Source organism: Candidatus Moraniibacteriota bacterium (assembly GCA_035390125.1).
GTDB lineage: Bacteria > Patescibacteriota > Minisyncoccia > Moranbacterales > GWC2-37-73 > DAOOTD01.
In genome coordinates, this window is sequence record DAOOTD010000001.1 from 218,616 (window position 1) to 241,790 (window position 23,175).

Here is a 23,175-nt window from a genome sequence, read left to right on the forward strand (position 1 = left end):
AACTAAATGGCTTTTATGTGCCATCATTTAATTGAGTAAGTACCCTCTTTTGATTTAGAGAAATAATTATTCAAATTAATAACTATAGTTGATTCTTTAACCTGCCTTACAGCAAGAACTTTTTCAATAATTTCTTCCTTTTTTAGCGGTTTTGCGCTATTTTTTATAATTTCTTCAATAACATCCTTGACTGTGCCTCTTTTGTACCCCCATTCAACTAATGCATAAATTCCTCTACCAACTAGAACAAAATTACTGTCTTTTATAAGTTCATTATGCACTGTCTGTGGATGGGTTTTTTTCTTGTTTAAACGATTTTGATCTATTTTCTTGGCAATTTCTCTAAAATGAAGCGGTTTTCCGAACTCTTTTATGACAAGATAAGCTTTTTCACGTGTTCCTTTCGGAGAAATTTCTTTCCAATCTACAATACCCCATTTATCAAAAGCATTTTTACTTAATTCACCAGAAACTTGCAAAAAATGCTTTAACGTTTCTTTTGGTATGTCTAAATTTTTAGTTTTATTTATATGTTCAAATAATATATCAAATGGCAAGGGCTTTTTATGATTCTTTAAGGTTTCTATAGCTGCATTTTTTACATTTTTCCAGTGATCAAATTTAAAATCTTTAAGAGCATAAGAGAATTTAAGCTCATTTTTAACTTCATTACCTAAAACATCTTCTAAACATTCCAAGAAAAAACGTGCAGCAGCTTCTTCATTTGTGTTGCCTTTTCCTAAGACAGATATAATGTGACTTTCTTCCATTATACCACTATTTGATTGCAAAGCCAAGGTTATTTTTTCCTGAATTTGTATAAAAACAGGGTGTTCTTTCTTGTCTCTTATTTTTTTTAAAACTTCACGTATAATCTGACGTACACGTTCGCGGGTGATGCGGTGTTTCTTGCCAATTTCTTCAAGAGTCATTTTATTAGGTAAAAATACCCCATACCTATTCAAAATAATCTCTTGAGATCTTTCGGGAAGGTCAAAAATTAGCTCTCTTAAGGAATCAGAAAAAAACAGATTTTCGTCTGCTGTGTATTTTCCGGCTTGTTTAAGTGATTTTTCCATATTTATATTTTTAAATAAGATTTGAATTTTAAATAAAAAAACAAACCAACTTATTATAATGAAAAATTAACTTCCGATTATAATCTTGCTTTAAAAATGCACCAAATCTTTTATTTATTAAGCAAAATAAACTAATAGGGCGAATTTAAATTGCTTTATTGGCAATTTTAGAATTCAAGCTATATTACCACATAATTAATTTTTTGTCAACATCCCTTTTTAATTACAGAAAATGGTATGTAATAAAAGCATAAACTTAATTTTAAGTCAATATCCATAAAAAAATCAGGCAATGTTTTGAAAATTCCTGATTTTGTATTGTGGTTATTTTTTATTTTTTCACCTTCACCCTTAATAAATTTATCGCAGTACGGCTTTGAGATCCTGTTCGGTTTTCTTGCGGATTTCTTCCTGAATTTTATTTATTTCTTCATTAGTGAGTGTTCTTTCCATGGAGCGATATGTGATGCGGAAAGTATAGCTCTTCTTGTCCTTGCCGAATTTTTCTTCATTTTCATATTCATCCAAAAGTTTTACTTCTTCAATCAAATCATCAGCAAAATCGCGGACAATTTCGTAATAATTATTAAGATTAATATTCTTGTCAATGATGAAAGAAATATCTCTTACTGTTTCCGGAAACTTACTGACTTCTTTAAACTTGCTGTTTATATCCTTGAATTGACTAGTGATTCTGGGATCATCTGACCACAACACTCTGATGTCCTGTATATTCATTTTTACCATTGCCCATCTATCTATTCCAAAACCAAACGCCCAACCGTTATAAATTTCCGGATCCAATCCGAAATTTTTCAAACATTCTTTGTGCACCAATCCAGAGCCGGACAATTCCATCCATTTATCGCCGAATTTAACTTCAATCTGAGTTGAAGGATCGGTAAAAGGAAAAGTATCATCTAAAAAACGGTATTCACAATCTTCGCCAAAGACCGCTTTGGCTGCATCAGCTTGAATATCCTCTAGCTCTTTACGGGTTATTTCATGGTCCGATTTTTTACAAATATAAAGACCATCTATCTGATTAAATGCTGGATAATGACTTCGGTCAATTTCATCTTTTCTGAAAACGATACCCGGTCCCATAATTCCAATTTTTCCTTCTTTTTCTAAAATTTCAATAATTCTTTCGTCGCGTAAACAATAGGGCCACATGGTTGTAGTCTGAGTGCGAAGAATATTTTTTTTATCCAAATAATATGTATCCGATTCCCTTCTGGAAGGATGATCCTGGGGAGTGTTTAAAACATCGAAGTTTTCTTCAACTGTAACAATTTTCGGAAAATCAACCACATAAAAATCTTTAAATCTTGGTAATTCCAATATAGCATCAACTAAAATTTTAACTGGCGAGTTTTCTTTTTTGGTAAGATCCGGCAATGCTAAAAGTTTTTTTATGCGCTCTGCCTTTATATCGCTTCTTTTGTTTAGTTCCTCTATTAAAATTTTTTCTTCTTTGTTCTCAATGACAATTTTTTGCATATGCTTATTTTATTGTGAATTTATTTATTCAAGTTAGGATATTTTGCAAATTCCATTCCAATTTCGGCATTTTCATCTAAAATCATAATTCCCGTATGATCATCGCCTAAACCCAGTTCGTCCTTGGCACAAAGCATTCCACAAGATTTTACACCACGGATTTCAGCTTCTTTTATTTCAATTCCATTTGGCAATTTTGCACCCAAAAGTGCAACTGGCACTTTTTGTCCTGTTTCAATATTTGGCGCCCCGCAGACAACCTCTAATTTCTTGCTGCCTATATCAACCCTCACCAATCTTAACCTGTCCGCGTTAGGATGCTTATTTATTTCCAAAATTTTCCCCACTACAATATTTTCGAAAGAGCGCGTTATATGACTTTTTAAAGCTTCTTCAGCTGATTTTCCTGTATTGAATAATTTTTTGAGCCAATTATATAAAAATTCCATAAAAATATTTTTACGGCATTAATTTTTAGAATATTATTTTTATAAATCCCAATTTTCCTATTTTTAAAACTTTTTTATTTTCTTTTTGCGTAATTATAGTCTGAATGTCTGTTATTTTTTCATCATCAATAGAAACACCGCCTTGTTCAATTTTTCGGCGAGCATCGCTCAGACTTTTCGCATTGCCTGATTCAACCAAAATTTCTGCCAATTTTTTTGATTCTTCATTTATCTTAAATTCCGCAATATCACTTGGAATTTCCTTTTTTGAAAAAGTATTTATAAAATAATCCTGTGCTGCTTTGGCTTTTTTTTCACCATAATTAATTTTAGTTATTTCATAGGCTAATTTCAGCTTAGCATCGCGTGGATTTTTTTTCGTATCAATTTCTTTTAATTCTTCTGCTGGAATGTTTGTGCAAAGTTCAAACCCCGGAATTATAAGTCCATCTGACCAAGCCATTACTTGTCCGAACATATTTTCAGCAGTTTCGTCTAAATTTACTACATTGCCTTCGGTTTTACCCATCTTTTTACCTGTCTCATCAGCCAAAAGTTTCATTGTTAAAACGAATTTTTCCTTATTTTTCACGGCTTTCATTAAATCCCTGCCGCACATCATGTTAAACATTTGGTCATTACCGCCAATTTCTAGGTCTACATTCAACTCAATACTGTCGTAAGCTTGAGCCAATGGATACAAAAATTCATGTAGGTATATAGGCTTCTCGTTTTTTATCCTTTCCTGAAACATGTCTCTTTGAAACATTTGCTGAGCGGTAAAATTCGAAGATATTTCTATTAAGTCTTTAAATGTGAGTTTATCATTCCATTCACTATTATATAGAATTTTAACTGGATTTTCTCCATCAAATTTTAAATATCCTGAAGCTTGTTTTTTGTAGTTTTCGCTATTTTTTAGTGCTTCTTCTCTGGTTAATTTTTTTCGCACTGCACTTTTATCAGTTGGATCGCCTATCATTCCCGTAAAATCACCCACAAGAAAAATGACTTCGTGTCCCAATTTTTGAAATTGGCCAAGCTTGTTTATGGAAATTGCATTTCCAATATGAAGAGATTTGGCTGTAGGATCATAACCGCAATAAAGTTTTATCTTTTTCCCAGACATCAAGACCTCTTTGAGTGCTTCTTTGCTGGGATAAATATTTTCAACTCCCCGCGTCAAAATCTCATCTATTTGTTTTTCAATATTTTTATCCATATGAGCTTATAATACCAATTAAATTAACCCAATGCAATACTTGTTCTATTGTATTAAATATGGTAATTTTAGCCTATATTAAGGAACATAATTTAATTTTATGGAAAAAATGTTTGAATCTCAAGCCCCCTTTAAAGAAGAAAGTGCATTGAAACCGCCAAAAGACAAGCGGGATATCATGGAACAAAAACTTTTTGAAAATGAACCGGATTTATCAAATTCAGCGCTCTGTTTCCGGGTATTTAAAATTGGAAAATTTGACGAAAAATCTTTAGAACAATTTCGAAAACAAGTCTCATCAATAAGCAATTTTAATCAACTTATTTCTAATAAATTAGCAGAAAAAGCTCCTCAAACAACAATTATAACGAATTCTGACTTGGAGGAGGCAGGCAAAAAAGAACTTGATTTTTCCGGATTAAATATTTTGTACACTGAGCAATCCAAAGCAAAAAGAAGGTCGGATCTGGGCAAAAAAATAGTTGGAGATAGAAGTTCAGCTAAAGGCGATTTTAGTTATGCTGATATGCTTAACAAACCCATCAAGGATGAAGATTTTTCTGATTTTATTTTTGCAAGTTCTGATTTAGCAAATAAACCCAAGGAGTTGCTGATACAAATTTTAGCTATGAAAAAAACTAAAGATTTTTTTGAGGCATCTCGTCCAGAAAAACTAGCCATAATGGGGTCTGCTGTTAAGGGTGTACACGACATAGAATTAATAAATAAAATAATTAAGGGAGAAGATGATATAGATATAAATAATTTGAGCCGTGTTTTACACAATAATACCCTTTCTTTAGCGGGAAAAAACGTAAAATTTTCAGGTATCACAGATAACGCCCTTGCTGGAAAATTAGAAATAAACGGAAAACAAGAGCCTATTGGCGGAAATGAAGATTTCCTATATGGATTAAATCAGATGTTGTACCACGACAAAGATTGTATATTATTGATAGAACCTAACATCATAGATGAACGCCAAGGTGAAGTTATGGGCGTTGATGCTAAATATTTAAGAAGAGTAGCTGTATATAAAATTTATGCAGAAAGAGCCATACGACAGGCTGGAAAACGTGGAAAAATTGATTTAGGCAATGAAGATAAATTAACAGAAGAAAAAATAAACACAATCTTGGATGACTTAGTGGATAAGCATTTATTTTTTTCACGTATAAATACTGAGGGTAATCCTGAAATAGTTCTGACAAAAAGACAGCAAGAAAAAGGAATTTTATCTCCTATATAAAATAAGATGTATTGGTTTATATTATCGCTGTGTTCAGCATTAAGTAAATCTTTTTCTGATGTAGCTAGTAAAAAAGTCATGCAGACAATGGATGTCATTTCAGTTGGCTGTGTGGCTAGAGGCTTGGTTGCTTTCATAGCCTTTTTAATTGTTGCCTTTCAGGGTATTCCTAATATCGGTCCCGCATTTATAAAAGCAGTCATTGTAAGTGGATTAATAAATGTTTTCACAACTTTTCTCAGCTTGAAAGCTCTAAAGGAAGGTGAATTGTCTTTAGTATCACCAATTCTTGTCTTAAGTCCTGTTTTTCTTCTCATAACTTCCCCTCTAATTAACAACCAATTCCCTACAATTTTAGGAACAGTTGGAATTCTTTTTAGTATGGGCGGAATTTATCAAATGAAAATAAAAGAAAAAAAGCTTGGTTGGATAGAACCGATAAAAGCTATTTGGAGAAGTAAGGGAGTTAAATCAGCCCTAATAGTGGCTTTTTTATGGAGCATTTCTGCTAACTATGATTCCGTTGGCACAATAAATTCTTCTCCATTCTTTTTTATTCTAGTTGTTAATTTTTTTATCTTTGCCTGTTTTTTACCTTTTGCTTTAATTAAAAAAGATTTTTTTACATCAATTAAGAAAAATTTTAAAGGGCTAGCTGCCTTATCTGTTTTCATGACAAGTGAAGTTGGCTTCCAATTTGCTGCTTTTGAACTTGCAATTGTACCTTATGTAATTTCAATAAAAAGAACTAGCGCACTTTTTTCTGTTTTTTGGGGAAAACAAATATTCAAAGAAGAGAGCGAATTTAAAGATAGACTCAGTGGGGCTATTTTAGTTGTTATAGGTTTAGTTTTAATAAAATTATTCGGATAAAAAAAGACTGCACAAAACATGCAGTCTTTTTTATATATATTTTTTTACAATAAACCCATCCTCTTTTTAGCTTCAAAAACCTGATGTGAATTCATTTGCCCCGATTTTTCCATCTGTTCAAGTGTTTTCAGAATATCCTTTTTATTCTTCTGTATATTCTCAGGAGTTACAACTTTCTTAATAAGTTTTTCCCTTTCTTCTGGACTCATTTTTTCCAGTTTTTTCATGGCCATGCGCTGCATGAAACCCATATTTTCAGGATCCATCGGATTGCTGGTTTTTTTCTTTTTTTTGAATACATCTAAGATTCCCATAACTTTATTTATTTTTTAAGGTTAAATTGTAAAATGTTACCAAAAGTGAAGAAGCTATAAATATAGATGAATATGTTCCAAAAGTTATGCCAACTAGCAATGCGAGCGCGAAAAATTTTATAGATGCTCCACCAAAAATATAAATGGCTAACAGGGTAATTATAACTGTCAAAGAAGTATTGATTGAACGAACCAATGTTTCATTTAAGCTCTTATTAACTATATCTGGAAAAAGTTCTTTATTGGAGCTTTTTAAAAGATTTTCCCTGGTTCTATCATAAACCACAATTGTATCATGCACTGAAAAACCTAGAATCGTTAGCAAAGCTGCAATAAATGGTATTCCAACTTCAACGCCATAAAAATGTCCCAGCCCGGAAAATATTCCGGTTGTAATTATAATATCATGAGCCAGAGCAATCACGGCCCCTAATCCGTATTTCCAGGATTCAACCGGGCGAGAAACCTTGCGGAATGCCCAGGCTATATAAGCCATAATCATAACTATAGCAAATGCAATTGCCTGAAGAGATTTAGATTTTAATTCTTTAGAAACAGAAGAATTAGTAAAATCAACACTTACTTGTGTAGCTTCCGGGTATTTTTCTTTTATATTTTTCCAAACATTTTCATTTATTTGGTCATCTTCAACTGCATAACGGATAAACATGGTATTGTTTTCTGAGTTCTGCATAGTCAAGCTTCCCAAATTTAAATCCTTGAGTATATCTGCAATTTCATTTTTTTCCGGAATTTGATTGGTAAATTTTACGCCCATACGCGTACCCCCAGTGAAATCTATATCATATTTAAGTCCCCACACAAATAAACTCACAACACTTAATATTGTAAGTATTATCGAGAATGCATAAGCATATTTCATTTTATCAATAATGTTATACATAAACTTTTATTCTTTAATGCTTTTTTTATTTACTCCAACCATCCAGACTCTTTCATGTATCCATTCACCAATGATAAATTTCAGCATTGTCCGCGTAATTGTGATAGCTGTAAACATAGAAATTGCAACTCCTATAAATAATGAAGCGGCAAATCCCTTAACAAATCCTGTTCCCATAAAATAAAGTATGCCGGCAGTCAGGAGCGAAGAAATATTACCGTCACGAATTGATGTCCAAGCTCGTTTAAATCCCTCGTCCAGTGAATTAGGAATATTTCTGCCACTCCTTATTTCTTCTTTAGTGCGTTCAAAAATAAGAATATTAGCATCCACTGCCATACCAATAGAAAGTACAAAACCGGCAATTCCAGATAATGTTAATGTTATCCCTGTTAGTTTAAATATTGTTATCATTAAAACGGTATAAATAAGCAAAGACAATGAAGCTACAAATCCTAAAAATCTATAAAACACTAACATGAAAATAATTACTGCAGCCATTCCAATTGCACCGGCAATTAAAATACTTTTCAATGAATCTGCTCCGAGTGTTGCTTCCACGCTTTGCTGTCCAACTAATGTCAGCGGTACAGGAAGTGCTCCTTGGTTCAATCTATCGGCTATATCCTTAGCTTCTTTAAATGTATAATTTCCTGTAATTACAGCTTGCCCATTTGTAATTTCAGCCTGAACAGTTGGAGCTATTTGCAATTGCCCATCCAGGAAAATAGCTATTTTTTTGCCAAGATTTTTCTTTGTCAGTTCTGCAAATAATTTTGTCCCCTCATCATCAAATTGTAAAGCTACTTCTGGTTCTCCCAAACCTTGGCCTTGTGAATATTGAGCTGTGGCATTTTTCAAGTTTTTCCCGGTAAGACCTGTGTCTTTATATTTGAATTCTTCATACTGCGCTGCATTCTGTTTGCCAAAAAGTATATGCTGGACATGAACTTCCTTTTCATCACCTTCGCCTCTGGATTCAATGAATTTTATGATATGCCATCCAAACTGAGTTTCAACTAAACTTGAATATATTTCTCCGGGTTGCATATTGCCTTCAAAAATGACTTTGTCGAATTCTGGAACAAATGTGGATTTTTTTACAAAACCTAAATCCCCTCCTTTTTCTTTTGATCCTGGATCCTGACTGTTATCCTTGGCTAATTGTTCGAAACTTATTTCTTTTTCCTTAGCCTGAGTAAGTATTTCCTCGGCTTTCTTTTTTGACTGTGCATTCATTTGCTCGAACATTTGTGTGATCTGAGAATCAGGTTCTCCTTCTTCCTTGAATTCAAGCAATGGTGCATCTTTTATTTTCTTTTTTGCTTCCTCAATATCAGTAACCCCAGGAAGCTCTATAATGACCCGATTATCATCCCCTTTTTTTGTAGTCTGGACTAAAGGTTCTCCGACGCCGAAAGCATTTACTCGACGCTCAATTACATCTTGTGCAGCCTGCATAGCATCAGAAATTTTGGAAGAATCTATTTTGGAAACATCGGCTTTATATTCCAGGTGAATTCCTCCCTGTAAATCAAGACCTAGCTTCATGTTTAATTTATTAATTTTATCATAAACAGACGGTATATTTTTTACCGCCTGAGGATATGCCATAACTGCACAAACCACAAACAAAATCACGATTCCGGCAAATTTAAGTTGTAATTTCTGTTTTATATTCATGTTTTATATTATATTTCAGTAAAATAAAAACTGCAAGGTTAAACAATAAACTTAGTTTCTAAATATACTTTGATAAACTTTTTATAACATTACTAAACCCTGGTAATAACCTTAGTTTTTTTATATTTTTCATATAAATCCATTTGAAATTTTCTGCTTCCCAGTCAAGCTTTATTTCATTGGTTTTCACTTCAACTAAAACAGGGTGGACTATCCAAGTTTTTTTATATTTTCTCTCTTCCTGATCGAAAATTTCTCCAATTTTTATGCTTTTTATTTTGTTTTTGGAAATTCCCAGCTCTTCCCCTATTTCATCGCAAACTTTTTCCTTTAGGCTTCTTTTATCATCTAAAAAACCTGAAATTCCATTCCAATAACCAGGATAAAAATTAAGATTTTTATTTCTTTGAACTAATAAAATTCTATTGCCATATTTAAGCACACAATTTATCACTGGTGTCCATCTTGCATTAGTATAATCAATCTGCCCCTTTTTTGGTTTAAATTTTTTATTTTTCATATTATTTTCCGCAGCATTTTTTATACTTCTTACCTGATCCGCATGGACAAGGATCGTTTCGTCCAACTTTATTTTCATTTATGATTGGTTTTTGCTGAGCAGGAGCTTCGTTAGCGTCATTTTCTCTGGCTGCACCAAATTGTTCCTGGTTTTCTTCTGCTCCTTTATACTGTATATTTTTCGGTTGAGCTTGTGCTTGCATTTGATTTGGGACTAAAGAAATCCTGAAAATAGTCCTAACAGCCGTGGAACGCACATTTTCCATAAGATGAGAAAATAAATGGAAAGCCTCACGTTTATATTCAACCAATGGATCGCGCTGTCCGTATCCTCTAAGACCTATCCCCTGGCGTAAATAATCAATTTCATCCAGATGATTCATCCATAGAGTATCGATTGTTTGCAGTATTATAGCCTTTTCAACTTGTTTAAAATTTTCTGCTCCTATTTCTTTTTCTTTCTGAATATAAGCTTCTTTAGCTTTGCCCATGACATATTCAGTCATTAGTGAAATTTTTTCCGCTACATTTTTGGATTTATCATCGCGTATTTGTTCGATTTTCTTTTTATCTTGGTCTGAAAAAGGAAAGATATTCTGGATTTCAGCTGAAATAATTTCTGTATTCCATTCATATTCTTCCCCCAAAGAGTGCATGGAAATATTTCTTTCGATTTCTTCGTTAATATAACTCATCATTTCATTTCTAACTTCTTCGGCTGCTAAAATTTCCTTGCGTTTTTTATAAACAACTTCTCTTTGTTTATTCATCACATCGTCATAATCCAAAACGTGTTTTCGAATATCAAAATTATAACCTTCAATTTTTGATTGTGCGCTCTCAATAGTCTTTGAAATAATTGAATTCTGAATCGGCTGATCTTCCGGAAGCCCAAGCGTATCCATCATATTTTTCAATTTATCGCCACCAAATCTGCGCATAAGCTCATCTTCAAGCGAAACATAGAATTGGCTGGTTCCAGGGTCACCTTGTCGTCCTGCGCGTCCCCGGAGCTGATTATCAATACGTCTGGCTTCATGACGTTCTGTACCGATTATACAAAGCCCGCCTACCTCCCTAACGCCTTCACCAAGTTTTATGTCAGTTCCTCGTCCTGCCATATTTGTGGCAATAGTTACAGCTCCCTTTTGTCCAGCATTTGCCACAATTAGAGCTTCTTTTTCATGATGCTTAGCATTTAAAACTTCATGTTTAATACCTTCTCGATCAAGGAGCGCGCTAAGATACTCAGATTTTTCAATGGCAATAGTACCAACCAAAATCGGTTGGCCTTTTTTATTAAGTTCTTTAATAAACTGAGTAATCGCATCGAATTTTCCTTTTTCAGTTTTATACACCACGTCCGGAAGATCCTGACGAATCATTTGCTTGTTGGTTGGAATCTCCAGTACATCTAACTTATATACTTTTGAAAATTCCTCCGCGCTGGTGGAAGCTGTTCCTGTCATGCCGGCTAATTTTTTATACATCCTAAAATAATTCTGAAATGTGATCGTTGCCAGCGTTCTTGATTCTTTTTGGACTTCCACTCTTTCTTTAGCTTCAATAGCTTGATGGAGACCATCGCTATATCTCCTGCCCTCCATTAAGCGTCCGGTAAAATCATCAACAATTATTACTTGTCCTTCTTTTACAACGTAATCGCGATCGCGCTTAAAAATAACTTCAGCTTTAAGAGATTGCTCTAAATGATGGACATAATTTATTTTCCCCAGCTCATAAATATTTCCGACTCCTAGTTCTTTTTCCACCTTGGAAATGCCAGCTTCTGTCAGTGTAGCTGCTTTCATTTTTTCATCCACTTCATAATCCTCTCTTTCCTTGAGTCTTGGAACAATTTGGGCAAAACGCTGGTATAATTTTGTTGATTCACTGTCGGGTGCAGAAATAATTAAAGGAGTTCTGGCTTCATCAATCAAAATTGAGTCAACTTCGTCAACAATGGCATAATTTAGTCCCCCATTTGAGTCCGGTCTTTGTGCCATTTGTTCAAAACTCTGCACCATATTGTCGCGCAGATAGTCAAATCCAAATTCATTGTTGGTTCCATAAGTTATATCAGCTGCATAAGCTTCACGCCGGGTAATTTCTTTGAGATTTTCCATTTCTACACTAACTTCCTCTTTATCAACAACTTTTGGTTCATATAAATAGGAGACATCATGCATTATGCAAGCTGTTGAAAGTCCAAGAGCATAGTATACGCTACCCATCCAATTACAGTCGCGTTTCGCCAGATAATCATTAACTGTAACTACATGCACTCCTTTGCCTTCCAGCGCATTAAGGTATATTGCCAATGTTGAAGTTAAAGTTTTTCCTTCGCCAGTTTTCATTTCTGTTATTGTCCCTCTATGCAAAGCAATTCCGCCCATGAGTTGCACATCATAGTGGCGTTCACCGATAATTCTCTTTGCAACTTCCCGCACAACAGCAAAAGCTTCCGGAAGAATATCATCCAGAGTTTTACCTTTATCAAGCTTTTCTTTAAGTTCTTTTCTTTTATTTTTTAATTCTTCATCTGAAAGAGCGCTAATTGTTTTCTCAAGCGCGTTAATAGAATCTACAATGGGTTGCAGTTTTCTTATTTCCCTTTCATTTGATCCAAAGATTTTAGTTAAAAATTCCATAAAATAAACACAACATAACCCTATTTTAGGGTTATTTTAAAACATCAATTTCTTTGTTTATTTTACATCAAAAAAACCCCTTGGTCAAAGGGATTTTACGTTTTTAATAAATTTCTTTTTTTATAATCATCATCCTTAATATTTTTCAAAGTTACTAAAATACTTCAAAAATAATCGAACCATCTGTTTCAATACCTGTGCATTGTCCCTTTAAAGCTACTATTTCTCCAGGAATAATTCTTTGTTTTATTTGATCCAAATTTTGAACATCAAGTTTTACTATAACATGCACAGGATAGACAGGATTGCTATTTAAAAAACCTTTCGCGTAATATCCTCCAAAAGAATTGGTATCAGAAATTTTAATATTCCAAGACAAAATTGTATCTGCAGTTATGGTTTTACTTTTGCATTGCTGCCACTGATTAATGCTTTGTGATTTTATCTGATTCGCATCCAATTTTTCAGTCTCGCATTCTTTCCTAAAATACGCCCATTCTTCGCATTCTGACCCATCGCTAAATTTACAGTATCCGGTTTGACCTCCATCAAACGCGGTTCTGATTTCTAATTTGCCGCCATTCTGTTCGCAATAAACCGAAGCAGGATTTGCCATTTGCTGTTTACTGTCTGCTATATCCTGTTTACTGGCCACTGGGCACGGTGCAAATTCACAATTCGGTCCAGTCCGTCCGACATAAGATCCGTCATCGCAAAGTTTGGCTTCCATGGTACAAGCTTTTTGTTCTGGCTGTTTATTATCAACTTCTGATATCTTCTGGTTCTGCCAATAAAATATTCCTCCGACCACTATAGCTAAAAGCGAAATTATCCCAATTGAAACTTCACTGGCGATTTTTTTATTAAGCATTTCTTTATTTTAATTTTTATTTGATTGTCTTTTTCAAAAAATATGCAGACTTATTGCCATAAAGACTCCTGACCATTCCGCATTTTTTAAAACCAAGCTTTTGATAAAAAGCAATTGTTCCCCTGTCTTGAGTGCCAGTATCAAGAAAAATGCTTTCGCCTTTCTTGGTTTTGCCGAATATTTTTTGCAACAATGATTTGCCCACACCCTGTCTTCTGTATTTTTTTTCAACAATCAAATACCTTATCCAGTTTTTCACAATATCTTCATAGACAAAAATAATTCCTCCAATTACTTTGTTTTCAGATTTTGCCACATAACTTGTGCCCGGCTGGACAAAGGAGGATTTTATATAATTTTTTGTAAGCCAACTTTCATCCTTCCAGTGAGCCTTGCCCATTTCCAGTAAAGCATTGATATCTTTGGCTGACATTTTTGCAATTCTTATTTCCGGCTTCAATCTTCTTTTATTGTTAATCATATTTAAAATCTGGCACCATTATCAACCACCATCTTCTTTTTCAGTGACCTAGCACCGCGTTTTTTGAGCGTTCTGAGCTTGTCTTTCATGTGAGTCATCTGATCCTGGAGTTCGTCCACAACCATATCAGTTGAAGCTTCAATGCTGTCTGTTGTATTATCAGCCCTGAACAAATTACGCGAGGTGTGTATCATTACCTCTACTCTAAATTTTCCTTTTTTATCTAAATCTATTTCCACCTCGGTTTTTAAAATATTATCAATGAACTTATCTAGAGTGCTTAGTCTTTTCTCTACATATTTTTTAGTGCGTTCATCAATTTCAACTCCCTTGTAAAAAAACTTCATGTTTTTTTCTGTGATCATATTTTTTATGTTAAAAAATTAATTTTTAAAATCCTAAAAGCTTTACCTCTTCAACCAGTTGTACCCCAAATTTAGTCCTGACTTTTTGCTTTATAATACTTGCTAACATTATAACATCTTCGGCTGTAGCATTTCCTATATTAACAATAAAATTGGCATGTTTTTCGCTGACGGCCGCTCCTCCAATTTGTTTTCCTGATAATCCGGCTTCCTGAATCAGCCAGCCAGCTGGGATTATATTATTTATATTTTTTTTTCCACTGTCTTTTTCGAATTCTTCCAATAATTTTTTATTGTTTATGACTGGATTTACAAAAAAAGATCCTGCATTTTTTGATTCCCTTGGATTTTTTTCTTTCCTTTGCAGTATAATATTCCTCATTTTATTATTAATTTCTTCTCTATTGCCTTCTTTTAGTTTAAAGATCACGGAAGCAATTATTAAATCTGGATTTTTTTTAAATAAACTATTCCTGTACGCAAATTGACATTCTTTAGCTGAAAAAATTTTCTTTTTTAAATTATCATCAGTATAAATGCATTCGACTCTATCAACTATATTTTGCATGTCTCCACCAAAAGCTCCGGCATTTCCCCTAACAGCTCCCCCAACTGTTCCAGGAATTCCAACGGCCCACTCCAGACCTGATAAAGAGTTATCTCTGGCAAAATTTACTATTTTTGCCAAACTTTCGCCCGCAAAACATTCTATTGAATTATTTTCATTAACTTTTAACTTTAAATCTTCTGTTTTTAATTTTATGATTATTCCATCAAATCCATTATCGCTTATTAATATATTACTTCCACTACCCAGAACAAAAAAATCAATTTTATTTTCTAAAGCGTACTTTAAAGCTTCTTCGAGTTCATTTTCATTCACAACTTCTACAAAATATCGGGCCTCTCCGCCAATGTTAAAGCTTGTATGGATAGCCATTTTTATGTTTTTTTGGATATTCAACATAATCTTATAATTTTAATCTTTAATTTCCGCTTTCCTACCTTCTTCAAAAATAAACACCACTATTACAGATATAATAACCGCCACCCAATCCTGCCAAGCTATCGGCAACATGTGCAGATATTTTTGGCAAAAAGGAATATACATAAAAGACAATAGTATTCCGATAGAAACAAGTATTGATATTATAGCAAATTTATTTCTAAAAAAACCTATTTTAAAAACTGAAAGTGTTTCACTCCTTGCCTGCAATAGGTTTGCCATTTGTGTCATTGCAATTACAGCATAAGCAGCAGTTGTCGATCTGATATATAATACGCTATTAGCGTCTACTTTATCTCCAAAATCCCAGCCTCCTCTTTTCATGGAAAGAATAAAGGTTATTACTGCTCCAATTGCCATTATAAGACCAACCTTTATAAGTCGCCATATTCCTTGTTTATTTATTATTTTTTCCTTTATATTAAAGGGTTTTCTCTTCATAACTCCCGGCTCTGAAGGTTCCAATCCTAAAGAAAAAGAAGGAAAAATATCGGTGCCTAAGTCTACAGCTAAAATCTGCACAGCAGCTATTGGTGGTGGGATTTGCAGTAAAACGCCGATAATCACTGTGAAAAATTCACTCACATTGGAAGTAAAAACATAATAGACAAATTTCTTAAGATTCTGATAAATAGTACGACCCTCTTTCACAACTCTTACAATTGATGCAAAATTATCATCCAATAGAATCATATCAGATGCCTCCTTGGAAACATCGGTTCCTATTACTCCCATAGCTACACCAATATCAGCTTTTTTAAGAGCTGGCGCATCATTAACGCCGTCTCCTGTCATAGCAATGACTGCATCATTATTTTTAAGAATCGTAGCAATGCGCAATTTCTGCTCAGGCGCAATTCTGGCAAAAACAACTTCTTTTTGGGAAATTTTCTCAAATAACTCTTCATCCGTCATCTGATTCAGTGTTTTTCCATTTATAATTTCTGAATTTTTAGATTTTAAAAGTCCTATTTTTCTGGCAATAGCTTCGGCTGTAAGCTCATAATCTCCAGTAATCATAATTACTTTTATGCCTGAGTTAATGCAATCTTCAATAGCCTTATGCACATCCAACCGTGGAGGATCTATCATTCCCATCATGCCAATCCAAGTCAAATTTTTATCTGCTTCATTTGTAAAATTATTTTCTGCAACATTATTCATATTTCTCTCTGCAAAAGCCAAAACTCTCAAGGCTTGCTTGGACATTAAATTATAGCTGTCCCTGACTTTTTGTTTCTCTCCATCGGAAAGAGGAATCACATTTCCATTAATTTGTATTTGATTGCAGAGATCCAATAGCACATCTGGAGAACCTTTTACATATGAACTTATGCTTTCATTTTTTTCGTTCTTATAAACAACACTCATTCTCATTTTTTCTGAAGAAAAAGGAATCTCATTTATTTTTTTCTCGTCTTTTAATATCTTTTGAAAATTTTCATTATATTTTCTGGCAGCTACAATTAGGGCTCCTTCGGTTGGATCTCCTGTTATCTCAAATTTTTCACCATCTTTTATAAGTTCAGAACTATTGCAAAGACTAGCAATACGCATGATTTTTTCTAGAACAGGGATTTTTTTATGATCAACAATTCTGCCAAACTGATAAAAATTTCCTTTCGGTTCATATCCCTGACCATCAACAATAAATTCATCTTCGCCACCAGCAATAATATTAGTAACCATAAGTTCATTACGAGTTATGGTTCCCGTTTTATCGGTACATATTATATTAACTGAAGCTAAAGTTTCAACCGCATTGAGTTTTTTTGCTAATACATTATGCTTCAGTAATTTTTTCATTCCTAAAGAAAGAGTTACAGATACAGCTGCTGGCAATCCTTCGGGTACAACTGAAACAGCCAAGGCTAAAGCGAAAAGAAAATTATCATACCATGATTTTTCATAATAATACCCGGCAATTAAAACAAGAATGCCTACACTTACTGCTAAAATGGTAACATCACGACCAAGAACTCTCATTTGTTTTTGAAGTGGAGTTTCATCTTCTTTAACATTACTAACCAAATGGGCTATTTTTCCAAGTGCCGTGTCCATACCTGTTTGAGAAACAACTGCAACAGCTTCGCCACGCGTTAAAGTGCTGCCCATAAAAATCATGTTGGAAATATCGGCAACACTTAAATTTTCTCCCGAAATTGAACTAATTTGTTTTTTCTTGGGTTTTGATTCTCCAGTAAAAATAAATTCATTTGCATAAAGATCATATCCTTCCAGTAAATAGGCATCTGCTGGAACAGTATCGCCGGAAGAAAGACAAATAACATCTCCAGCAACCAAAAAGCGTGAATCAATTTCTATTTTTTTACCATCGCGCATAACTATAGCTTTGTCGGTTGTGAGTTTGCGTATATTTTCCAATGTTTTTTCTGCTCTGAATTCCTGAAAAAAACCAATTATAGCATTAATAAAAACAATCAAAAGTATAATTGTAGTATCGCGATATTCTTCGAATAATAAAGCCAAAAAAGCAGCCACCAGCAAAATCCAGACCAAGGCATCATTAAACTGTCGAAACAGTAATGAAAACCAACTCCAAGCCTGTTTTTTGCGAACCATATTTGGCCCGTTTTTTTTCAGCCTCAAATTAGCCTCCTGTGAAGACAGTCCTTTTTTAGTCGCAGAAAATTTTTCTAAGATTTCATCAGCATTTAAATTGTATATTTGTTTTTCCATTTTAAATTTATATGCTTAATAATTTGAACTATTTTTTTATTTTTAAATCATTGGAACATAAACACCAATAATAGCTTCTTTTAAATCTACCTCATTGGCAACTCTGAGTTCTGTTACCTTCTCTGGGACATTTTTATGCCCGGGCAAAAATTGTCTATATAAATCCTTATCTTTTTCCCAAAATTGAGAAATAGCCTTTTTTATATTTTCTTTTCCTGTAATAGTGTGCGGCTCAACAACTTTTTCTTTCAATAATTTTATCAGTTTTATTCTCAGGTCTACTGGCATAATTTCCTCACCTAATATTGCATCCCTTTCTATCGTAAATTGATCGATAACTTCTTTTGCCGCGCTAATTCCATTAAATCCTTTGGCTTTTATAGCATTAAAAAAATCCTGGATCCTGTCCTGACTATGATCACCAAAATATTTTTCATATATGCCATACCCCCCTTTAAAGGCATGTGCAACTCTTTTTTTAAAAATATTTTTCAATAAATCTCTTTTTTGATTTATGACTTCCATCATTTCTTCCTTGTGTTTTTCAAGAAATTCTTCAACTATTTCTCCTTCCATATTCATCAAGTCTTCCTTTACAAAACTGGCGTCTGACATTTTAGCTAATTTTTCAGCACTAAAAACAAACCCACAGGTGTCTTTTCTCATATAACCCTTTCCTAAGGCAAAAAAAACATTTTCATCCATACCAATTAATTTATCAATTTCATATGTCATAGCAGAAATACCTGATTTTTTAGAACTTTGCAATTCGCCAGCTTCTAATATTTTTACAAGTTTTGCAGGATCACTTATGATAGCGTGACTGAAATATGGCTCGTCGCCTAAAATTTCATCTATATTTTCTTCATTCAAAATAGGAATATTAAGATTTCCGGCTTTCTCAATTATATTTTCTCTATTTTTTTCTGCTTCTAATTTTTCCGTAACTTTTTCAATTTCTTCCTGATCAACTTTCTCTATGCTTTTTACAGTAGGTTGTGGATTAAAAATATTGCTCTCATTCATATTTAAAATTCAATATTAATTATCTTATTTCAATATACATAAACTATTTTTTAAAATTTGTTTTTTGCTTCTTTCATTTTTTCCAAAGAAGATTCAAATTTTTTAAAATTTAACCTGAAAATTTCTGAGATATTTGATTGCTTGATGTTTTGTGCATAGATTCCCTTTTGTTCTTCAAGTGAATTTAATAACTTTCCAAATATTATCTTTTCTATTTCAATTAGCGGTGCGTTAAAGTCTTTGGACATTTCTTTTAAAAGTCTTCTTAAATCATTTTCTTCTGCTGGCAAAAAAAATCTGGGAATATTTTTAAGTTCTTTTTTTACCAATTTTTTTTCTCCTGTTTTTTTATCTTTTTCCACTGTTATGCCAAAACGTAATTCCCCTCCCTGACCTCCTCGCGCATCTTTTTTAAGTTGCTGTAACTTTTTTTCATACCTATCTCCTCCAGCTCTGTCATTAACCAAATCAATGGCACAAATAACTGCACCGCTTTCTTTGTCGACAATCACAGTGTCTGTTTTGTTTGTATAATCATCTAATTCTGATGATCTAAGTACGATAAAATCATTCCCCAAAACTCTGGATAATAAAACTGTTGATGCTTTTTCCCACCTAAAACTTAACTGACTTTCTTGTTCTCTTTCGCGATATTTAATAATCTGCTCATCTGAAACCTCTAAACCTTCTGATGAATTGCTTTTCTCCCTAATTTCTGAAACATAAAAATTTTTTATAGATTCATTATTAATGCCAAAATTTTCATATTTTATATCTTTTATAAATTTTTCATCTTTTTCCTGATCATAACTATCAAAAACCTCCATATTAATACGTCCGTCATTTAAAACCAGATTTTTTTCGCCTGGCTCACAATATTCATGATTAATTTTATCCGCTAAAGCTGAAAATAGTTTTTCAAATCCTTCTTCTGGATTTCTCTCAAAATCATTCCTCCTTTTCGGATTCTCAAATTTAAATTGTGGATCCATATTTTTCATTTTTATGAATTATTTTTAGTGCATTATATTCCAGGATTTATTTCGTGATTTTTTTATTTCTTCCAACTCGTCTTCAATAAATTCTCCTACTATCCTTGGATTTTTGTAATACAGCTCACACAACCATTAAATCCTATAGTAAATAACTTTACCATCCGCCTCCGCCGCCTCCGCCGCCTCCGCCGCCAGAACCGCCACTACCGCCCGAGCCTGAAGGCGCAGAGGTGTTAGAAGAAATATCTGAAGATAAATTATCCATAGCACTAACAAAACTATCAGTATTAAAAGAAGAAAGGCTTCCTGCATACCAAGCTGGGGCATAAGTGTTGTAAAAATCCTTTCCGTAGATTTCTTCCATCCTTTTTATCCATTCTTCGGTTATTCCGAAAACAATCGCATACGGCAGAAATTTTTCAAAAATGTTTTCTTTTTCATAAAATTTTGCCCGATCCTTATCTACTGTCTCCATGAATAATTTAAATCCTTTTATTTCCCAGTTAAGGTTGGCTCCTGCTATGGTCCGCTTGGGCATAAAAATAGCAAAAATGAAAATTTCCAAAACAGATAACGCACAGCAATAAAAATATATAGAACTGAGATTAAAAATATTCCCCAAGATAACCCCTATAAATACAAAAATGATAACAATAATTCCAGTCAGATATCTTTGTATGCGTAAGCCTTTGGGATCAATTAGCTTCTTATCTCCTAAAATTTGCTGGGTTGCTAACTTGATTTCCTCAATATTTTTATAGAAAGAGTTCTTTAAACCTGATATTTTTTTATTTTTTTTATCCTCGAAAATAAAATTTAGAATTTCTTTTTGAGCTATATTTAGATTTTTTTCAGCTTCTGCACCTTCCTTTTTCTCCAACTCATAATCCTTACTTTCAAAAAACAATATTTTTTCCGAAATTTCCTTGATATTTATGATTCCTCGCGTTGCGAAATAAATTATTTCAGCCGTGATTAAATTATTGTTAAACATCCCGTTTTTCATCAGCATCCCGAGTTCAATTGGGCTTAAATTTCCTGGTGCATCATATTCTGGAATTATGGCTTTATCCACTTTCGGATCCTTGCCAAATTTCCACCATAAATAAAAACAGATGATAAATGTTATAATCGGAATAATTATAAAAATATATTTGCCATACAATTCCCAGAAGCTGAACTGATATGGTGTTAAAATATTTTTAGGAAAAGTTATAGAAGCGGTAATTCCCTCTCTAACTAATAATGTTCTCTCAGAGGTAAATTCTAAAATATTCGGGCTACTCCAATAAAAATTCGCTAAGCCTTTGCTTTTTGAACCAAGTGCTCCTGTATAATAATCGACGGCGCTGTTTTCTCTGTTTATTTCTTCGGGAAAAATAAATTTAGCATGAAATTTGTCCGTTTCAATATCCCAAAAGTTTCCATTCAGATTCCAATATAGCTCATCAAATTGGCTATTGCTGAAACGTATAACATTCTTGACTAAATAGCGAATCTTATAAACATTGACTCCTGAAACTGTTTTATCTGCATCACCTATTTTCCAAGTAATGGTATCGTCGGAAGAATTTTTTGTTTCCTGATAATTATAAGGCTTTCCATTTGCATCAGTAATGCTTAAAAGAGTCACTGGTGTTTTTATAGTTGCCCCGTCAGTTATTTTTATATTAGTCGGCAAAATCCTGAATATTCCATGCTTGCCAGTAGCTTTGCCACAATCAGCAACTATTGTTTCGGTAATATTTAATGTCGAATCTTTGTTAACAATAATTTCAGAATTAAAATCTTTAATATACCAGTCATAGACATTTTCCCGCGCAAAAGCAACGCCCGGAAAAATAAGGAGTGCCACCCAAAAAAATATTGCACAAAATTTAATTTTTTGGAAAATATTCGCTATTATTTTCATAAATTTTTTAATTTTTCCCCTATTTTCCAGACATCTCCCGCGCCCATTGTTATGAGTACATCATATTGTCCTGATTTTTCCTTTAAATATTCGATTACTTCATCAACATGCGGAACATATTCAGCTTTACCAGGCTGATATTTATTGATAAGATTTACCAAATCATTTGAAGAAACTCCGCCCTGTTTCTCGCGGGCGCTTCCATATATATCGATAATTATTACCTTTTCAGTGTCATCAAAACTTTGCGCAAATTCCGAAAGCAAAGCTTTAGTTCTTGAAAAAGTATGCGGATGAAAAACCGTCCAGATTGTTTTTTCTTTAAAATATTCGCGCGCTCCCTCCAATGTCGCTTTTATTTCATCTGGGTGATGGGCATAATCGTCAATCAGAATAATCTTTCCAAACATTCCTATTTTTTCAAATCGACGGGATGTTCCCTTGAAATTTTTCAATGATTCTCTGACTTTTTCCATATTAACTCCCATTTGATGACACAATGCAATCACCGCTGTTGCATTAAGAACATTATGTTTTCCAATAAGAGCTATTTCAAAAAGTCCCAAATTTTCTTCTTTATAAAAAACTTCAAATTTTTGTAAGCCATCCTGCTTTACAATTTTATAATCGCAATCTTCTGAATACCCATAAGTTACCTTGCTACAATTAGCTTTTTCAGCAACCTCTAATGCGCTAGAACTGTCTCCCCACACAATTAAAAATCCTGTTTTTGGAATTTTTTGGACAAAATCTTCAAACACTTTTTTGTATTCTGAAAAGCTATGAAAAAAATCCGGATGATCCCAATCAACGCTCGTAAGAATAACAGACCATGGATTATAGTACTGCAACTTATTTTGGTATTCATCCGCTTCAGCTATAAAATAATCTCCTTTGCCTGCCAACGCGCTGCCCTGCCAAGAAATAACCTGGCTGCCAATAATTGCGCTTGGATTCAGTTCCGCATATTTTAAAACTTCCGCAAGCATAGCTGACGTGGTTGTTTTTCCGTGGGTTCCTGAAACAGCAATACCTAATTTTTCTCCTAAAAGCATACCTAAAAATTCAGGGTAACTAATGAGTGTTATCCCCATTTTTTCTGCTTCAGCTATTTCCACATTATTTTCCTTGTTGTATGCCGTTGAATAAATCACCAAATCTGCATCCTGCGGAATGTGCTCTGGAGCAAATTGCTCAAAAAACGGAATTTTACAGCGCTTAAGTATGGCATCGGTATAAAAAATTTCTCCAGTATCGGATCCTGACACTTCAATATTGCGGCTTTGTAAAATCTGAGCCACACTTACCATGCCAGCTCCCTTAATTCCTATGAGATATGCTTTTGAAATATCTTTTATCTCCATATTTTAGAA

20 protein-coding genes are annotated in these 23,175 nt (G+C 33.5%); 2 read left to right on the plus strand and 18 right to left on the minus strand.

Going from position 1 to position 23,175, the window contains the following annotated elements:
* Nucleotides 1-23 precede the first annotated feature (23 nt).
* The 4 genes from PLR68_01105 to tyrS form a co-directional block, all read right to left on the minus strand.
* Nucleotides 24-1,079 (minus strand): HTH domain-containing protein, encoded by a 1,056-nt coding sequence (locus tag PLR68_01105; GenBank protein HOW60342.1) that lies wholly within the window; start codon nt 1,077-1,079, stop codon nt 24-26.
* Between the two features lie 360 nt (nt 1,080-1,439).
* On the minus strand, nt 1,440-2,582 hold the full coding sequence (locus tag PLR68_01110; protein HOW60343.1) for a hypothetical protein: 1,143 nt from the start codon (nt 2,580-2,582) through the stop codon (nt 1,440-1,442).
* 20 nt (nt 2,583-2,602) lie between these two features.
* On the minus strand, nt 2,603-3,031 hold the full coding sequence (locus tag PLR68_01115) for a hypothetical protein (GenBank protein HOW60344.1): 429 nt from the start codon (nt 3,029-3,031) through the stop codon (nt 2,603-2,605).
* Between the two features lie 25 nt (nt 3,032-3,056).
* On the minus strand, nt 3,057-4,253 hold the full coding sequence (gene tyrS, locus PLR68_01120) for a tyrosine--tRNA ligase (protein HOW60345.1): 1,197 nt from the start codon (nt 4,251-4,253) through the stop codon (nt 3,057-3,059).
* Nucleotides 4,254-4,362: 109 nt separating this feature from the next.
* Here tyrS and PLR68_01125 point away from each other — a divergent pair, with 109 nt between their 5' ends.
* Nucleotides 4,363-5,502, plus strand: coding sequence for a hypothetical protein (locus tag PLR68_01125; protein ID HOW60346.1), 1,140 nt, complete (start codon nt 4,363-4,365; stop codon nt 5,500-5,502).
* Nucleotides 5,503-5,508: 6 nt separating this feature from the next.
* A complete protein-coding gene (locus PLR68_01130) occupies nt 5,509-6,375 on the plus strand; it encodes a DMT family transporter (GenBank protein ID HOW60347.1) in 867 nt (288 codons plus the stop codon).
* A gap of 44 nt (nt 6,376-6,419) precedes the next feature.
* On the opposite strand, the gene PLR68_01135 is transcribed toward PLR68_01130, so the two are convergent.
* From PLR68_01135 to murC, 14 genes are all read right to left on the minus strand, one after another.
* On the minus strand, nt 6,420-6,689 hold the full coding sequence (locus PLR68_01135; GenBank protein HOW60348.1) for a hypothetical protein: 270 nt from the start codon (nt 6,687-6,689) through the stop codon (nt 6,420-6,422).
* Between the two features lie 4 nt (nt 6,690-6,693).
* Nucleotides 6,694-7,593, minus strand: coding sequence for a protein translocase subunit SecF (gene secF, locus PLR68_01140; GenBank protein ID HOW60349.1), 900 nt, complete (start codon nt 7,591-7,593; stop codon nt 6,694-6,696).
* Nucleotides 7,594-7,599: 6 nt separating this feature from the next.
* The gene (secD, locus tag PLR68_01145) at nt 7,600-9,276 is read right to left on the minus strand and encodes a protein translocase subunit SecD (protein ID HOW60350.1); all 1,677 of its coding nucleotides are present in this window, start codon (nt 9,274-9,276) and stop codon (nt 7,600-7,602) included.
* 58 nt (nt 9,277-9,334) lie between these two features.
* On the minus strand, nt 9,335-9,796 hold the full coding sequence (locus tag PLR68_01150) for an NUDIX domain-containing protein (protein HOW60351.1): 462 nt from the start codon (nt 9,794-9,796) through the stop codon (nt 9,335-9,337).
* Between the two features lies 1 nt (nt 9,797).
* Nucleotides 9,798-12,446 (minus strand): preprotein translocase subunit SecA, encoded by a 2,649-nt coding sequence (secA, locus tag PLR68_01155; GenBank protein ID HOW60352.1) that lies wholly within the window; start codon nt 12,444-12,446, stop codon nt 9,798-9,800.
* A 154-nt stretch (nt 12,447-12,600) separates the two neighbouring features.
* Nucleotides 12,601-13,317, minus strand: a complete 717-nt coding sequence (locus PLR68_01160) for a DUF333 domain-containing protein (protein ID HOW60353.1) — start codon at nt 13,315-13,317, stop codon at nt 12,601-12,603.
* A 16-nt stretch (nt 13,318-13,333) separates the two neighbouring features.
* On the minus strand, nt 13,334-13,798 hold the full coding sequence (locus PLR68_01165) for a GNAT family N-acetyltransferase (GenBank protein ID HOW60354.1): 465 nt from the start codon (nt 13,796-13,798) through the stop codon (nt 13,334-13,336).
* A 2-nt stretch (nt 13,799-13,800) separates the two neighbouring features.
* Complete coding sequence (gene raiA / locus PLR68_01170) at nt 13,801-14,163, minus strand: ribosome-associated translation inhibitor RaiA (GenBank protein ID HOW60355.1); 363 nt, start codon at nt 14,161-14,163, stop codon at nt 13,801-13,803.
* A gap of 25 nt (nt 14,164-14,188) precedes the next feature.
* Complete coding sequence (gene murB, locus PLR68_01175; protein HOW60356.1) at nt 14,189-15,130, minus strand: UDP-N-acetylmuramate dehydrogenase; 942 nt, start codon at nt 15,128-15,130, stop codon at nt 14,189-14,191.
* Nucleotides 15,131-15,142: 12 nt separating this feature from the next.
* Nucleotides 15,143-17,869, minus strand: coding sequence for a cation-transporting P-type ATPase (locus PLR68_01180; protein HOW60357.1), 2,727 nt, complete (start codon nt 17,867-17,869; stop codon nt 15,143-15,145).
* Between the two features lie 42 nt (nt 17,870-17,911).
* The gene (locus PLR68_01185) at nt 17,912-18,895 is read right to left on the minus strand and encodes a hypothetical protein (protein ID HOW60358.1); all 984 of its coding nucleotides are present in this window, start codon (nt 18,893-18,895) and stop codon (nt 17,912-17,914) included.
* A 50-nt stretch (nt 18,896-18,945) separates the two neighbouring features.
* Nucleotides 18,946-19,887 carry a hypothetical protein gene (locus tag PLR68_01190; GenBank protein HOW60359.1) on the minus strand — a complete coding sequence of 314 codons (942 nt, stop codon included), beginning with the start codon at nt 19,885-19,887 and terminating at the stop codon, nt 18,946-18,948.
* A gap of 157 nt (nt 19,888-20,044) precedes the next feature.
* Nucleotides 20,045-21,802 carry a DUF2207 domain-containing protein gene (locus PLR68_01195; GenBank protein HOW60360.1) on the minus strand — a complete coding sequence of 586 codons (1,758 nt, stop codon included), beginning with the start codon at nt 21,800-21,802 and terminating at the stop codon, nt 20,045-20,047.
* Nucleotides 21,799-23,166, minus strand: coding sequence for a UDP-N-acetylmuramate--L-alanine ligase (gene murC, locus PLR68_01200; GenBank protein HOW60361.1), 1,368 nt, complete (start codon nt 23,164-23,166; stop codon nt 21,799-21,801). Before murC ends, PLR68_01195 begins: the two co-directional genes overlap by 4 nt.
* Between the last annotated feature and the right edge of the window lie 9 nt (nt 23,167-23,175).

Coding starts and splice junctions, on each gene's coding strand:
- PLR68_01180 (HOW60357.1), bottom strand. CDS start 17,869: ATGGAAAAACAAATATACAATTTAAATGCTGATGAAATCTTAGAAAAA.
- PLR68_01185 (HOW60358.1), bottom strand. CDS start 18,895: ATGAATGAGAGCAATATTTTTAATCCACAACCTACTGTAAAAAGCATA.
- murC (HOW60361.1), bottom strand. CDS start 23,166: ATGGAGATAAAAGATATTTCAAAAGCATATCTCATAGGAATTAAGGGA.
- murB (HOW60356.1), bottom strand. CDS start 15,130: ATGTTGAATATCCAAAAAAACATAAAAATGGCTATCCATACAAGCTTT.
- PLR68_01150 (HOW60351.1), bottom strand. CDS start 9,796: ATGAAAAATAAAAAATTTAAACCAAAAAAGGGGCAGATTGATTATACT.
- PLR68_01195 (HOW60360.1), bottom strand. CDS start 21,802: ATGAAAATAATAGCGAATATTTTCCAAAAAATTAAATTTTGTGCAATA.
- PLR68_01165 (HOW60354.1), bottom strand. CDS start 13,798: ATGATTAACAATAAAAGAAGATTGAAGCCGGAAATAAGAATTGCAAAA.
- PLR68_01115 (HOW60344.1), bottom strand. CDS start 3,031: ATGGAATTTTTATATAATTGGCTCAAAAAATTATTCAATACAGGAAAA.
- PLR68_01110 (HOW60343.1), bottom strand. CDS start 2,582: ATGCAAAAAATTGTCATTGAGAACAAAGAAGAAAAAATTTTAATAGAG.
- PLR68_01190 (HOW60359.1), bottom strand. CDS start 19,887: ATGGATCCACAATTTAAATTTGAGAATCCGAAAAGGAGGAATGATTTT.
- PLR68_01135 (HOW60348.1), bottom strand. CDS start 6,689: ATGGGAATCTTAGATGTATTCAAAAAAAAGAAAAAAACCAGCAATCCG.
- secF (HOW60349.1), bottom strand. CDS start 7,593: ATGTATAACATTATTGATAAAATGAAATATGCTTATGCATTCTCGATA.
- PLR68_01160 (HOW60353.1), bottom strand. CDS start 13,317: ATGCTTAATAAAAAAATCGCCAGTGAAGTTTCAATTGGGATAATTTCG.
- secD (HOW60350.1), bottom strand. CDS start 9,276: ATGAATATAAAACAGAAATTACAACTTAAATTTGCCGGAATCGTGATT.
- secA (HOW60352.1), bottom strand. CDS start 12,446: ATGGAATTTTTAACTAAAATCTTTGGATCAAATGAAAGGGAAATAAGA.
- PLR68_01130 (HOW60347.1), top strand. CDS start 5,509: ATGTATTGGTTTATATTATCGCTGTGTTCAGCATTAAGTAAATCTTTT.
- PLR68_01125 (HOW60346.1), top strand. CDS start 4,363: ATGTTTGAATCTCAAGCCCCCTTTAAAGAAGAAAGTGCATTGAAACCG.
- tyrS (HOW60345.1), bottom strand. CDS start 4,253: ATGGATAAAAATATTGAAAAACAAATAGATGAGATTTTGACGCGGGGA.
- raiA (HOW60355.1), bottom strand. CDS start 14,163: ATGATCACAGAAAAAAACATGAAGTTTTTTTACAAGGGAGTTGAAATT.
- PLR68_01105 (HOW60342.1), bottom strand. CDS start 1,079: ATGGAAAAATCACTTAAACAAGCCGGAAAATACACAGCAGACGAAAAT.